We start from the raw sequence: 13953 nt of genomic DNA, 5'->3' as shown, positions 1-13953 counted from the left end.
CTGGAAGAGCATGTTCATGACCGAGACACCCGAACCGCCCGCCGTGCGCCTCACCGGACTCACCAAGTCCTTCGGTGCGAACCGCGTGGTGCAGCCGCTGGATCTCGACATCCGCCGCAATGAGTTCTTCAGCATCCTGGGCCCGTCCGGATGCGGCAAGACCACTCTGATGCGAATGATCACGGGCTTCGAGACCCCCACCGGTGGCTCCGTCGAACTCGACGGCCAGAACGTCGACAAGGTGCCCACGAAGTCGCGTGACCTGAACATGCTCTTCCAGAGCTATGCCCTCTTCCCCCACCTCTCGGTGTACGAGAACGTCGCCTTCGAGCTGCGCGTGCGCCGCACCCCGAAGGGCGAGATCGACACCCGGGTGAAGGAGGCCCTCGAGCTCGTGCGGCTCGGTGCCTTCGCGGCGCGCAAGCCCGCCGAGCTCTCGGGCGGCCAGCGCCAGCGAGTGGCACTGGCCCGCGCGGTGGTGGGCCGCCCGGCCGTGGTGCTGCTCGACGAACCGCTCGGCGCACTCGACCAGAAGCTCCGCAAGGAGATGCAGTTCGAATTGAAGCGGATGCAGCGCGAGGTGGGCATCACCTTCATCTACATGACCCACGACCAGGAGGAAGCGCTCACCATGAGCGACCGCATCGCCGTGATGAGCGAGGGTCGGGTGCTGCAGGTGGCCTCCCCCACCGAGATCTACGACGAGCCCGCCTCCCGCTTCGTGGCCACCTTCATCGGTTCGTGCAACGTTCTCGACGGCGTCATCGACGCTCACGGCCGCAGCGTCGTGGTGCCCGGGGTCGGCGAACTGCCGGCGGCCGTGCCCGCGGATGCCCGACCCGGCACGGGCGTGACCCTCGCCATCCGCCCCGAACGGGTACGGATGGCCGCGGCCGGCACGTCGGTACCGCCCGTCGGTGCCGTGCCCGGCACGCTCGAAGAGCGCGTGTTCCTGGGCGACGAGTGGACCTTCCACGTGCGCCTCGCCTCGGGCGGCGTGATGACCGTCAGTGTTCCGAGCGGCGAGGAGGCTGCCTCTCTCGGTGCCATCCCGAACGGCGGCGCCGTGGTGCTGTCGTGGCTGCCCGCCTCTGCCCGAGTGCTGCCGGCTGAGGCGGTGGCCGCATGAACCGCGCACCCCAGTCCAATCCCTCGCTGCTCGCCGCGGTGGCGCAGTTGGCACCCACCGTCGACGCCACCCTCAACCGCGAGGAGATCGCCGCCCTCGTGAGCGAGGCCGCCGTCGCCGGCGCCCGGCTCGTGGTGTTCCCCGAAGAGGCGATGTTGCTGGCCGGCGAGGTCGAGGGTTCGCTCGGCGAGGCGGTGGCCGACGCATGGCCGCTCTTCCTCGCGCAACTGTCGCTGCTCGCAGTCGAGCACGAGGTGTGGATCATCGCCGGCGGCTACGAGCCCACCGGCAGCGACCGCCCCTACAACACCCTCGTGGTGGTGAACCCGCGCGGCGAGCTCGTGGAGTCGTACCGCAAGCTGCACCTCTACGACGCGTTCTCCTACCGTGAGAGCGACTACGTCACCGGGGGAGGCGAGCTGCCTCCCGTGGTGATGATCGAGGGCGTGGCCATCGGTCTCGTCAACTGCTACGACATCCGGTTCCCCGAACTCAGCCGCGACCTCGTCACCCGCGGAGCCGACGTGCTCTCCGTGTCGGCCGCCTGGGTGGCCGGTGCCCGCAAGGAGGAGCACTGGGCCACGCTCCTGAAGGCTCGCGCCATCGAGAACACCTGCTGGGTGCTCGCCTCGAGCTCCAGCTCGCCCGAGTGCATCGGCAACAGCGTGGTGATCGACCCGATGGGTGTCGAGCGCGCCGGTCTCGGCCCTGTGGGCTCGGGCGTCGCGCTGGTCGAGATCTCGCTCGACCACACCGCCGAGGTGCGGGAGACCGTGCCGTCGCTGGCCAACCGCCGGCTGATCTCCACGATCACCGTCGCCCCTCCCGTTCCCGCCCTCGTCCCGCCCCTCGTCTCGGAGTAGATCACCGCCATGCCGTTCACCGCCGGGCCCACGCCCGCCCCCCTCGATGCCGAGCTCGTGGCCAAGCTCTCCCGAGTCTCCTTCCCCACCATCGGGCACTACCTCGAGGAGGGGTTCGCCGACTTCGGCATCCGCCGCATCGTGGGAACGACCCGGGTGGTGGGCCGGGCCATCACCGTGCGCATCACCGGGCAGGACTCCACCGCCCTGCACCACGCCGCCGGCTGGTGCGAGCCCGGCGACGTGTTCGTGATCGACACGGGCGGCGACACCCGTCACGCCCCGGTGGGCGAGGTTCTGGCCGCGACCCTGGCCATCCGCGGTGCCGCCGGCGTGATCGTCGACGGCGTCGTGACCGACCTCGACGAGGTGGAGCCCTTCGGCCTGCCCGTCTACGCCCGCGGCTCGAGCGTGCTCACCACCAAGCTGCTGTCACTGGATGCCGGCGGCGTGAACGTGCCCGTCACCTGCGGCGGCGTCGCCGTGAACCCCGGCGACGTGGTGCTGGCCGACCGCAACGGCGTCTTCTTCGCCGCGCCCGCGGTGGCCGCCGCGATCGTCGACACCGCTCTCGCCGACGACGCCGAGGAGCCTGAGCTCGTGCAGGAGCTACGCGACGGCGCCCGCCTGGGCGACCTCACCGGCGCCAGCGCGGCACTTGCAGCCCTCGCACCATCCTCGAACTGACCTTTCCACGGCACCACCCAGGAACACGGAGCACCACATGCTGATCAAGGCCGCCATCAATGGAGGCCGGGGGCGCGACGAGCACCCCGCCATTCCTCTCACCGTCACGGAGATCGCCACGGCCGCCGCCGCAGCCGTCGAGGCGGGCGCCGACGTGGTTCACGCCCACGTTCGCACGGCCGACGGCGGCCAGAGCATCGAGCCGACCGCGGTCGGGGAGTTCGTGCGGGCCGTGCGGGCCGTCGATCCCTCGATCGTGATCGGAACCACCACCGGCCTCTGGACCTGCTCCGGCCACGAGGAGCGGATGGCGCACCTCGCCTCCTGGCCCGCCGAAGCTCTCCCCCACTTCGCTTCCGTGGCATTCTCCGAGGAGGGTGCCGCCGAGGCGGCTTCGCTGGTGGTCGCGCGAGGCATGATCCTCGAGAGCGCCGTGTGGCACATCCGCGAGGTACCCGCCCTGCTGGCCTCGCCGACGCTGCACCAGAACGTGCGCATCCTGATCGAGCCGGAGGACGAGGAGGCGGATGTCGCCGTGGCGCACTGCCGCACGATCGCCGCCGCGCTCCGCGAGGCCGGGGTCACCGCACCCCTGCTGTATCACGGCTACGACGAGACGGCCTGGCCCGTGGTGCGCGCAGCGATCGAGGACGGCGTCGAAGTGCGCGTCGGCTTCGAAGACATGCTCGTGCTCGACGACGGCAGCCGTGCGCCCGACAACGTGGCGATGGTGCAGCTGGCACGGGCGCTCGAGCGGGAGATCACCGCGGCCGCACCCACGCCCTGACCCGCGAAGGGCGAGAATAGGGGCATGGCAGCCGACGATCTGGATCGACGCCTCGTCGAGCTCCTCGGCGAGGACGGCCGACGTGCTTTCACCGACATCGCGGCGATCGTCGGGGTCTCGGAGGCCACCATCCGCGCACGGGTGCAGCGACTCACCTCGAACGGCACCCTGCGCATCGTGGCGCTGTGCAACCCGCTCACACTGGGCCACCAGTCGGTGCGGCTGCTGCTCACCGTGCACGGCCTGAGCCCGCGCAATGTGGCGAAGTCGCTCACATCGATCCCGATGATCGGGCATGTGTCCCTCACCTCGGGTGCCCACGACATCTACATCGAGGCGACCCCGCGCGATCTCGGGCAGCTCGCCGACCTGCTCGACGACATCCGGCGCACCCCCGGCGTGGTGACGATCGACCAGTTCGTGCTCACCCGGCTCTACAAGGACTACTCGTGGAACGGCCTGCGCGACCAGTCGGGGCAGCGTGCCGTGGGCGGCTCGGGACAACCCGCCGGCGGCGAGAGCTGAGCCGGCGCGAGCCCTGACGGTTCGCGCCTGTCATGACGGGAGCGAACCGTCAGATCGGGGGCGGTTGCGACCGATGGTCGGGTCAGGGGCGGGCGATGGTGCCGGCGGCCGGATGCGGGCGGGTCGGGCGGCCGATCGGCTCGCGGAAGCCCGACCACAGATACTCGTCTTTGATCACCTCGAGCACGGTGGCCGTCTCGAGCACGTCGATGCCCGTGATGGTGCGCACCGTGTCGGTGAGGAACGCGTTCATCTGCACCTGGTCGTCGCAGCGCACGTCGACGCTGAGGTCGAACGAGCCGATGCAGGCGCCCACGAACCGCACCTCGGGAAGGGAGGCGAGAGCCCGCGCCACTGTCTCCACAGTCGCGCCGCGCACCCGGATCGACAGACGGGCCTCGACGTAGCCGAGCCGCGGGCTGTTGGGCATGCCCACCACCTGCACCACTCCGAGCGAGAGCAGGCGGTGGTAGCGCTGGCGCACGCTGCCTTCCGAGAGCCCCACATAGCGGGCGATCTGGCCGAAGGAGCGCCGGCCGTCGAGACGCAGTTGATCGATGATCTTGCGGTCGATCACGTCGATTGCTTCGAGCTCCACGGCCCTATTACAGCACGCCGACCCTCAGCGGATGCCGCCGTCCCACTCCTTGGCCGGCGGCAGAACCCGCGGGCGCGAGCCATAGCCGTCTCGGATGACGGAGATCGAGGTGGCGACAACAGCGATGACGGCGAGGATTCCGAGACTGAGCAGAACGAGGATCATGGCTCCAACGCTATGAACAACGCAAAACCGCCACCAGTGCTCTGACTGACTCGTCGCGTCGATTTCCTGCCGCAGTCGGCAACCGGCACCACGGGACTCCCCGGGAGATCACAGATCGGGTCGGCTATTATCGACCGGCGAAGCGGACGACACGCCGCGACGCCCCGCCCACACGACGCCCTACCGCCGAAGGACACCTGTGAACGAGATCGAAGGACGCCCCAGAAGGCAGCCCTCCGGCCCCATCCGGCATGGTCGCCTCCGCACCTCGTCGCCGGCCGGCATCATCCTCAAATCGCTCGCCGTGGTCGCCGCCATCGCCGTCGTGAGCGTCGGCGCCGTCACGGCCTACGCCGTGAACAATCTCGCCGAGCAGGTCACCGCGAACGCCGTCGACATCTCCGGCACCGAGGCGGCGCCTGCTCCGCCGCCCGTCCTGGGCGCCTTCGAGGGCGGCTTCAACCTTCTCGTGGTGGGCACCGACAACGACCCGAACCAGGGCGACGCCTTCGGCGAGCGCGATGCCACCCTCAACGACGTCACGATCCTGCTGCACGTCTCCGCCGACCACAAGAACGCCGTGGTGGTGAGCTTTCCGCGCGACCTCGTGATCCCGCATCCGGAGTGCACCGACCCCACCACGGGCGACGTCTACGACGCCATGAGCGCCCAGCCCCTCAATGAGGCCTTCAGCCGCGGCGGACTCGCGTGCGTGAACGCCACGATCGAGAACCTCACGGGCCTCGACATCAACTACGCGGCCGCCACCTCGTTCAACGGCGTGATCGAGATGACCAACGCGGTGGGCGGCGTGCCCGTGTGCCTCGTGGAGCCCATCTCCGACACGGACTCCGGGCTCGACCTGCCCGCCGGCACCAGCGTGATCGAGGGCCAGATGGCGCTCGCCTTCCTGCGCAACCGGCACGGCGTCGGCGACGGCAGCGACCTGGCGCGCATCGCCTCGCAGCAGCAGTACCTCGGATCGCTGGCCCGCACCCTGAAGAGCGCCAACACGCTCACGGATGTCACGAAGCTCTACGGTCTGGCCCAGGCTGCGGCGTCGAACATCCAGCTGTCGAAGTCGCTCGCGAGCCTCGATGCGATGGTGTCGCTCGCGCTCACCCTGAAAGACGTCAACCTCAACGACATCGTGTTCGTGCAGTACCCGGCCGCGTCGTCGTCGGCGTATCCGAACAAGGTGGTGCCGGTCACCGATCTGGCCGATGCCCTGTTCACCAAGGTGCAGAACGACGAGCCGTTCACCCTCGGCACCGATGCCACCGGCACCGGCTCGAGCATCGTGGCCGACCCGGCGAACCCCACGCCGACGCCGACTCCCACGGAGGAGGCCGCTCCCGATCCCGCGGCCACCGCCACGGCTCCGGCCACCGACTCCGCGGCCACCCCCGACGTGATCGAGGGGCTCAAGGGCCAGACGGCGGCGGAGCAGACCTGCGCCAACGCATTCTCCGACTGACCCTGGGGCCGCTCATCCCACGGCCCCACGGCCTGCCTCGCGCGATCGTCCCCCGGTACCACGGCGATGAGACCGCGGTCGGATGCCCGGGCGCGGCCGGTTCCGTAGCGTCGATGTCATGACGAACAGCACCTTCACCCCCGAGACCACCCCCTCCTCCGTGCACGCCACCGACTCCGACACGGGAGCCGCGACCGCCGCCACATCGACCACCACTCCGACCACCGACACCACCAGCCCCGCCGGCCCCGCCGCGCAGACCACGGCCTACCCGACCGGCATGCCGTTCCCGACACCGGCCTACCCGGCCGCGTCGCAGACCGCGTACCCCGGCGGTGCCGCCGGCGCCCCGGCCGCTCCTGGAGCGCCAGCCGCCCCGCAGCCGCAGTACTACCCCGCGCAGCCGAAGACCAACGTGCTCGGTATCGTGACCCTGGTGCTCGGCATCCTCGGGTTCGGCCTCGTGCCCGTGATCACCGGCCACATCGCGCTCGGCCAGATCAAGCGCACGGGCGAGGACGGTCGGGGCATCACGCTCGCCGGCCTCATCCTGGGCTACGTCACGCTGGCCGGATGGCTCATCGTGGCCTTCTTCTGGGCCGCGATCGCCGCCGTCGCCGTGATCGGTTCCGCAGCGGGCGTCAACTAGGGCGCCCGAGGCGGTCCGCCGCCCTGGCGGAGATGCTCGCGGGTGAGAGCCTCGAGTTCTCCGTCGCTGAGCTCGTCGACCTTCGTGCTCTCCGCCCGGTCGTGCTTCGACCAGCGGATGAACAGCAGGATCAGGATGGGGATGTCGGCGATCTCGGCAATGAACCAGAGCAGATCGCCCGAGAGCTGCTGATCGCGCACCGGGTTCGGGAACCACCAGGGCACCGACCCCGCCACCGGCGCCGCATGATCGAGGATGGCGTCGTTGAGCCGCAGAACGATTCCCGGAATCGCATCGATCACGAGCTCCGCGAACGCCAGCAGGAACTCGGCCGCGATGAAGAGGCTCGTGCGGGCCACCACGAGCTCGGTGAGCGGCAGCACCATGATGAGCCCGACCACGGGCACCACGAGCCCGATGGCCGCCTGCGCGCCCGGCGACTCGCGCAGCAGCCCCGCCACCGGGGTGAGGAACACCGAGAAGGCCGCGAGCGCGAACACCGGGCCGAACACGGCGTTGCCCATCATCCCGATCGCCTTCGACGACAGCACGCGCTCGAAGGCGGCGAGCGCTCTCCCCGTGAGCGCTGCACGCACCAGGCCGACGGGCTTGCCGGTGGCGAGCAGCGCGGGCACCGCGAAGAGCAGCAGAGCGATGCGCGTGGTGAACGCGAACCGCAGCTCGGCGCTGTAGACCCCGAGGAAGCCGAACTCGATCACAGCGAACGATCCGAGCCCGAGCACGAAGAAGCCGAAGGCCGGCCGGAGTCCCCAGCGGCCGCCCCGCCGCCTGATGGCGATCATGCACGCGGCGTAGAACGACGCGGCGAGCACGATCGCCACGATGTCGACGACGTTCGGCTGCCAGGTCGTCACGATCGTGATGATGTCAGGCACGGCGGCTCCTCGACGGTGGAATTCACGGGTCTCGCATCCCGGACCGGACCTCGACAGCGAGCTTGCCACCGCATCCCGTGAGTTGCCTGCTCGCGCCGGCCCCGAATCCGACCGGGCGCGCGTCACCAGATCCGGGTGTGGTGACCGGCAGCGGCTCGACCGCGCGGCGTCTTAGACGCCGCCTCCGCCCCCGCCGCCGCCTCCTCCGCCGGAGAACCCGCCGCCGCCCGAGAATCCGCTCGAGCTGCTCGACGAGCTGCCCGAGAAGCTCGACGCGGCGGTGGTCGACATCGAGGAGATGGCCGAAGCGAACAGCAGCGAGTTGAACGCCCCGGAGTTGCCGCCGTACCAGTCGGGCTGAGACCCGAGGCTCTCGTAGTAGGTGCCGAGCACCTTCGCCCACTCGCTCTCGAGATCGAGCAGCACCGCATACGGCAACAGCTTCTCGTAGAGCTTCACCACCTGGCCCCAGTCGGGTGCGTTCACCCCGGTCTTCAGGGCGCCCTCGGGACTCTGCAGCGCCTTGAACCTGTCTTCCTCGGCCCACTCGATGTACATCTTCACGCCCGCGATGTAGTCGCGCAGCTCGGCACCCTTCGCGGTGAGGGGCGAGCGGAACGCGATGAACAGCACCAGCGGCACGGCGGCGATGGCCGGCACCATGAGCAGCACGGGCAGACCGCCGCCGCGCTGCGCATCCGATGACATCGTGCCGGCCGCCACGGCCACGATCGCGAACACGAAAGCCGCGATGAGCAAGAGCGACCCCGTTCCGCGGATGCCCGACCGGAAGTACCCCTCCGAGAGCGCCCGCTTCTTGGTGGCCTGCACCACGGTGGAGATCGACTTCGCCAGCTCGGCGTCTTTCTGCTTCAGCTCACGCCAGGTGCCGGGCACCAGTTCCGACCCGAAGAGCGCTCGAGCCAGCTCGATCTCGTGCGGGTTCAGCCCACGCCAGTCGAGCAGCTGCAACCAGTACGCCATCTTGTCTCCGAAGAACCCCGCTTCGGTCTTCTCCACGATCTGGATGCGGTGCCGCACGGCGTAGTCGACGAAGGATGCCGCGGCCGCCCGGTTCGTGGTCTTCATCACCGCCGAGGCGATCAGCAGATCCGCCTCGCGCGGCGGGGTGTACTCCGGGATGATCACGGGACGGCCCGGCTCGTCGCGCAGGCGCGTGACCCGGTAGACGATCGAGAGCACCACCATCGCGACCGCCAGAACCGTGGCGACCAGCTGCACCCAGCTCGACGCCACCGAGAAATAGGAGGTGTCGGGCTGGAAGAAGGTGTGCGGCGTGAAGGCGATGCCGAGCGTCACGTTCTCGCCCGGCCCCAGGTTCTCGTTTCGCGTGGTGAACACGGCCGCGCCGGGCGGTGCGCCCAGCGCGGCTGCCGCCGCACTGTCGCCCGCCTCCTCGGTGATCGTGCACGCGTCGGAAGAGCCTTCCTCCCCGACGAAGCAGCCCGTGCTGCCGGTGAGCGCCGGCACGAGTTCGGGTGCCACGATCGTGGTGGTGGTGTGCACCGCGAACGGCTGGGCCCACAGTGTGCCGTTCGTGTCGCGGTAGAACTCGTCGTCGTCGGTGTTCGCGAAATAGCCGGTGACGTCGCGCTGCGTGTACACCAGCACGTAGGTCTGCTCGCCGTGCACGAAGTCGGGCGCCGCGATGGTGACCACCAGGTTCTCGCCGTCGGTCTCGGTCTCGTAGGGGCGCGGGGTGCCGTCGGCATCCGTCACCGCCTGCAGTTCGAGGTCGGTGGTGTGGCCCTGGTAGTCGAGGGGGATGGCCCGCTTGATGCCGTGGTTCTGATCGATGGCGGGGAAGGAGGCCACGAACGTCTCGGTGGTGGTGAGGGTGGAATGGCCCTCCGAGTCGATGCCGAGGTCGTAGACGGCGTCGAACGACGAGAAGGTGAAGTCATCCGTTCCCGCGGGCACCGCCGCGGCGCGGGAGGACGCCGAGGCGGAGGTCGCCGACCAGAGCACCGAGCCGGCGGTGACGAGGAGGAGCAGGAGCACCCCGATCGCGCCGAAGCGGGAGGCCCTCGCCCTGACGGGATGGGATGCGGTGCTCATGCGGTTCACTCTACCCACGGGCGCCGACAACGCGGAGTTTTCCTCAGCCCGCGGGAGCCACGGCCACCGACCCCGGGAGCGGCTCGCCCCCGCTGCGGGTGAAGAAGCAGTAGTACCGCCGGTTACCCGTGGCCCACTCGGCCTCGGAGGCCGGGTAGGAGCCCTGCCACACCAGATCGGTGAGCCCGGATGCCGCGTCGTAGTCGAGCGCGGCCGGCGCCGTGCAGAGCAGGTTGAGTCGCGAGAGCAGCTCCGCCTCACCGGGGAAGGCGGCGGCCGCATCCTCGGCGAAGACGCCCGTGGTCACGAGCTGGGCGTTCGGCGAGGCTGCGCAGTCGACCACCGTGAACTCTTCGGCCCATGGAGAGGTGTAGCCGGTGAGGCACTCGCCCCCGCCCAGGTCGTCCCAGGCGTGCACCCCTGCGGCCACCGGGCCCGGGGGCGCGCTGCCGGGCACCGTCGTGGGAGTGGGGGTCGGTGTCGGGGTGGCCGTCGGAGTGGAAGTCGCGCCGGTCGAGGGTGCCGGCTGCGCGACTCCGCCCTCACCGACACGCAGCCCCACGAAGAACAGCGCGACGATCACCGCCACGCCGACCACGATCGCCAGAACGAGGAGCACGCGCGAGGTGGACGCACTCCGCACCGACGAGTCGGTGGCCACCGCTTCGGCGTCACCGGGAGCGCCACCGGCCGCGCCACCGGCTTCGGGCGGCGCCGGCGCCTGTGCCGGCCGCTCTGCGGGGTCGCCCGGCGTCACGGCCTACTCCAGCCCGAGATCCGCCAGGCCGATCGCGTAGTGATAGGGGTAGCCGGCCTGTTCGATGCGCTCGCCCGCGCCGGTGTTGCGGTCGACCACCACGGCCACACCCGCGATGATGGCGCCCACCTTCTCGAGGGCGGCGATGGCGGCGAGCGGCGAACCGCCGGTGGTGGAGGTGTCTTCGAGCACCACGACGCGCTTGCCGGCGACATCCGGACCCTCGACCTGACGGCCGCGGCCGTGGTCTTTCGGCTCCTTGCGCACCACGAAGGCGTCGTACTCGAGCCCGCGGAGGGCCCCCTGGTGCAGCACGGCCGACGCGATGGGGTCGGCGCCCATCGTGAGCCCGCCGACCGCCTGCACATCGCGGATGCCGCCGATGAGATCGAGCATGACCTGCCCGATCAGCGGGGCCACACGGTGGTCGAGCGAGATCTTGCGCAGGTCGACGTAGTAGCTCGCCTTCTTGCCGCTGGTGAGCGTGAAGTCGCCGTGGAACACGGCGTCGGACTTGATGTACTCGATGAGTTGGCTGCGCGCGTCGGTCACCCGCCCAGTTTAGTGCGGGGCGCTCGCGAGGAACTCGCGCAGCGAACGGGCCGGGTGGCCGGTGAGCCGCTCGACATCGGATGTCACGCGCTCGAGCTCGCCGGCCGCGATCGCCGTGTAGGTGCTCACCCAGGCGTCGAGCTGCCACTGCGGGGCGTCGTAGACCGCCCGGGAGGCGTAGGCCTCGTCGATCGTCTCGTCGTGATAGCTCACCGTGCCGCGGGCGCCTCCGGCGGTGACGATCGCCGCGACCTCGGCCAGGGTGAGCGCCTCGGGACCGGTCAGTTCGTAGGTGATGCCGTTGTGGGCATCCGGGGTGTCGATCGTGTCGAGCAGCACCCGCACAGCCGACTCGGCCACGTCGTCGCGGGTGACCGAGGCCACCCGTCCGGTTCCGGCGGGCCCGCGGATGACGCTGTCCTCCCCCGCCAGCATCGGCAGGAAGTCGGTGTAGAGGTTGTCGCGCAGGAACGTATGGCCGAGCCCGGCGTCGCGGATGAGGTTCTCGGTCACGAAGTGATCCCGGGCGAGGGTGAACGTGGCATCCGGCGCGGCGCCGAAGAACGAGGTGTACACCACGTGGGCGACCCCGGATGCGCGTGCCGCCTCCACGATGCTGCGATGCTCGCCGAGCCGGTCGGCGTTCTCCGCGGCCGACACGAGGAAGAGCACGTCGACGCCCTCGAGCGCCCGCCGTGCGGCCTCCCCGTCGGCGTACGTGGCCACGGTCACCTCGGCGGCTGCCAGCTCGGGCGCCCGCGCCGCATCCCGCACGATCAGGCGCTGAGCGACCCCCCGCTCCGCGAGCAGCCGCGCCACGCGCCCACCCACACCGCCCGTGGCCCCGGTCACCGCAATCGTCGTCATGCCCCCATCATCCCGCCGAACACACCCCGTCCACCCGTCTCGACGGCCTAAACTTCACCTACCGATGTATTCGAGGTGGATCAGGCGCTCAGCCAGATCGATGCAGAGATGCCGCTCGGGATGTTCCGCCTTCTCTGCAGGACCGTTCTCCACGATGTCACGCAGATTCGCCAGATCGCGTTCGAACGCGACGCGACTGCCGGTGAGTACGAGTGTGTTCGCGGCGACCACGGAGGCCACCCTGTCCCGGTTCTCCCGGTAGTGCGATGGCGCGGGATTCTTCCCACCTCTATAGGCCGACTCGGGTAGCGCGATGGTCTCGATCCGTCCCGGACCGAGGCGCCCACGAATCCTCTTCCAGCGCGAGGGCTTGAACTGGAGTGCGTGATGAATCAGCACAAGATCGAGGACGGCCACTTCGCTGTCGGCTGCCTCGGTGTCGAACGGCAGGTAGGTGATGGTTCCCGGCGAGCGAGCGGCGAAGGCCCACGCGAGAGCGAGCGTGCGGAGCGCGTGCTTGTCGACCGTTCCGCCGAACCAGGAGGCGCGAGAACTGACGATCCGCCCTCGCAATGGCTCGACCGGTCTCATCACCCGGAACGCCGCTGGCCCCTCGCGCACAATCTGAACCGACGCCTTGAGAGCTATTTCATCGAGTTTCACTCACTTATGATGGCACGCGCTCCACGGGAGGGACACCCGGCTTTAGGCCGAAGGGTCGGGGGGAGGGGTCTGCGCGACGAGTGAGGCGAGTTCCTCCTGGGCGCCGTCACGGCGCCAGCGGGCCGCCGGGCGGCGGAGCCAGGAGGCGGCGGCGAGCGCCTCATCCGCCTCGCGCAGGCGCACCTCGGCCGCGAGCAGCAGGGCGCTGCGCTCGAGGGCGGCGCGCTCCGCGCCCGTCGGTTCCCAGAGGGCCTCGCCGCGGTCTTCGGCCGACACCGCTATCCAGGATGCGGCCACCAGCGCCACGATGCTCGTCAGCCGGAACCACAGCAGCAGCGCGATGAACACCACGAACGTCGACAGCAGCGGGTTGCGGGTGGCCCCGTCGAGCAGTCGGCTGCCCAACACCTGCAGCAGGAGGAGGGCCGCGCCGCCGAGCAGTGAGCCGAGCGCCATCCGCCGGATCGGCAGCCGCGCATCCGCGAGGAAGCGGAACAGCGTCATCAATGCCGCCGTGTCGATGGCGAACACGAGTGCGAGGCTCGCCGCGGTGACGAGCACCCGCGACCACTCGTGCGCGCCGTCGCCGAACAGCCCGATCAGCCAGTCGAGTGCCGACGTGCTGGCGATGCTCAGCACCACGGCGGCGAACAGCACGATGCCGATCGAGAACGCCACGAGGAAGTCGCGCGCTTTCAGCAGCAGGTAGGCGCGCCGGTCGCGGGGCATTCCGAAGATCGCGCGCACCGCGATCCGTGAGTAGGTGACCCAGCCGATCGCGGTCCAGACGAGCACCAGCAGCGCGGCGACGCCCGTGACCGTGAGCACCGACGTGCTCGATTCGGCGACCCGTCTCAGTTCGTCCTCGTGGATGATGCCGCTCTCGCCGATGAGGCCGGGCACGTAGGTGTTGATCAGCCGCACGAAGGCGTCGAGCGTGTCCCGGTCGGCCACGATCCAGATCCCGGCCACCGCGAACACGATGTAGACCGCCGCGAACACCGCGAAGAGGGCCTGGTAGCTCATGCCCGACGACAGCAGGAAGCCGTTGCCGGTGAGGAACCGCCGCCACACCCGGGTGGGGAAGAGGGCGAGAGTGTGGCGGGTGACGGTGGTCATCCGCTCGAGCGGCGTCTCGAAGCGTGCCTCGAGCCGGTTGCGCAGCCGGGCGACGTCGCCCTCGGCGTCGGGCGCGCGCTCGTCGTCATGCCTCGAGCCCGCCATGCCGCCAGCCTAAGGCCGGTGGGGCCCGGTAGCGT

Annotated in this window: 16 protein-coding genes; 7 read left to right on the top strand and 9 right to left on the bottom strand. The window is 70.0% G+C overall.

The features are described 5' to 3' along the window. Window positions 1–16: 16 nt before the first annotated feature. Genes EPO52_RS10150 through EPO52_RS10130 form a run of 5 tightly spaced genes read left to right on the top strand, consistent with a single transcriptional unit; the run spans window position 17 to window position 3991 of the window. Entirely contained in the window at window positions 17–1129 is a 1113-nt protein-coding gene (locus tag EPO52_RS10150; protein WP_290805571.1) for an ABC transporter ATP-binding protein, read from the top strand. Beyond that, window positions 1126–1992 carry a carbon-nitrogen hydrolase family protein gene (locus EPO52_RS10145; protein ID WP_290805568.1) on the top strand — a complete coding sequence of 289 codons (867 nt, stop codon included), beginning with the start codon at window positions 1126–1128 and terminating at the stop codon, window positions 1990–1992. Before EPO52_RS10150 ends, EPO52_RS10145 begins: the two co-directional genes overlap by 4 nt. Before the next feature lie 9 nt (window positions 1993–2001). Then, complete coding sequence (locus tag EPO52_RS10140) at window positions 2002–2679, top strand: RraA family protein (RefSeq protein ID WP_290805564.1); 678 nt, start codon at window positions 2002–2004, stop codon at window positions 2677–2679. Between the two features lie 37 nt (window positions 2680–2716). After that, complete coding sequence (locus EPO52_RS10135) at window positions 2717–3466, top strand: 3-keto-5-aminohexanoate cleavage protein (RefSeq protein WP_290805561.1); 750 nt, start codon at window positions 2717–2719, stop codon at window positions 3464–3466. Window positions 3467–3490: 24 nt separating this feature from the next. Next, the gene (locus EPO52_RS10130) at window positions 3491–3991 is read left to right on the top strand and encodes an Lrp/AsnC family transcriptional regulator (protein WP_290805558.1); all 501 of its coding nucleotides are present in this window, start codon (window positions 3491–3493) and stop codon (window positions 3989–3991) included. 82 nt (window positions 3992–4073) lie between these two features. On the opposite strand, the gene EPO52_RS10125 is transcribed toward EPO52_RS10130, so the two are convergent. Both EPO52_RS10125 and EPO52_RS10120 read right to left on the bottom strand, forming a co-directional pair. Further along, window positions 4074–4589 carry an Lrp/AsnC family transcriptional regulator gene (locus EPO52_RS10125; protein ID WP_290805555.1) on the bottom strand — a complete coding sequence of 172 codons (516 nt, stop codon included), beginning with the start codon at window positions 4587–4589 and terminating at the stop codon, window positions 4074–4076. A gap of 24 nt (window positions 4590–4613) precedes the next feature. Next, the gene (locus EPO52_RS10120) at window positions 4614–4754 is read right to left on the bottom strand and encodes a hypothetical protein (protein ID WP_290805552.1); all 141 of its coding nucleotides are present in this window, start codon (window positions 4752–4754) and stop codon (window positions 4614–4616) included. Between the two features lie 199 nt (window positions 4755–4953). Between EPO52_RS10120 and EPO52_RS10115 the strand changes: the two genes are divergently transcribed. Then, window positions 4954–6231, top strand: a complete 1278-nt coding sequence (locus EPO52_RS10115) for an LCP family protein (protein ID WP_290805550.1) — start codon at window positions 4954–4956, stop codon at window positions 6229–6231. A gap of 118 nt (window positions 6232–6349) precedes the next feature. Beyond that, window positions 6350–6880: a DUF4190 domain-containing protein gene (locus EPO52_RS10110; RefSeq protein ID WP_290805546.1), complete on the top strand. Its 531-nt coding sequence runs from the start codon at window positions 6350–6352 to the stop codon at window positions 6878–6880. Here the strand turns inward: EPO52_RS10110 and EPO52_RS10105 are convergent. The 7 genes from EPO52_RS10105 to EPO52_RS10075 all read right to left on the bottom strand — a co-directional run bounded on the left by EPO52_RS10105 (window position 6877) and on the right by EPO52_RS10075 (window position 13918). After that, a complete protein-coding gene (locus tag EPO52_RS10105; protein ID WP_290805543.1) occupies window positions 6877–7776 on the bottom strand; it encodes a cytochrome c oxidase assembly protein in 900 nt (299 codons plus the stop codon). The two genes, EPO52_RS10110 and EPO52_RS10105, sit on opposite strands and share 4 nt — an antisense overlap. A gap of 171 nt (window positions 7777–7947) precedes the next feature. After that, a complete protein-coding gene (locus tag EPO52_RS10100; protein WP_290805540.1) occupies window positions 7948–9855 on the bottom strand; it encodes a DUF2207 domain-containing protein in 1908 nt (635 codons plus the stop codon). Window positions 9856–9898: 43 nt separating this feature from the next. Then, the gene (locus EPO52_RS10095) at window positions 9899–10612 is read right to left on the bottom strand and encodes a hypothetical protein (RefSeq protein ID WP_290805538.1); all 714 of its coding nucleotides are present in this window, start codon (window positions 10610–10612) and stop codon (window positions 9899–9901) included. Window positions 10613–10615: 3 nt separating this feature from the next. Further along, window positions 10616–11164: an orotate phosphoribosyltransferase gene (gene pyrE / locus EPO52_RS10090; protein ID WP_290805535.1), complete on the bottom strand. Its 549-nt coding sequence runs from the start codon at window positions 11162–11164 to the stop codon at window positions 10616–10618. Window positions 11165–11173: 9 nt separating this feature from the next. Further along, window positions 11174–12031, bottom strand: coding sequence for an SDR family oxidoreductase (locus EPO52_RS10085; RefSeq protein ID WP_290805533.1), 858 nt, complete (start codon window positions 12029–12031; stop codon window positions 11174–11176). A 54-nt stretch (window positions 12032–12085) separates the two neighbouring features. Beyond that, on the bottom strand, window positions 12086–12694 hold the full coding sequence (locus EPO52_RS10080) for a hypothetical protein (protein WP_290805531.1): 609 nt from the start codon (window positions 12692–12694) through the stop codon (window positions 12086–12088). Between the two features lie 42 nt (window positions 12695–12736). Beyond that, entirely contained in the window at window positions 12737–13918 is a 1182-nt protein-coding gene (locus EPO52_RS10075) for a YihY/virulence factor BrkB family protein (protein WP_290805528.1), read from the bottom strand. Window positions 13919–13953: the final 35 nt, after the last annotated feature.

It is taken from the genome of Herbiconiux sp. (assembly GCF_004297105.1).
Lineage (GTDB): Bacteria > Actinomycetota > Actinomycetes > Actinomycetales > Microbacteriaceae > Herbiconiux.
The sequence above is the reverse complement of the archived record's forward strand: the minus strand, read 5'-3'. Positions and strand labels throughout refer to the sequence as shown.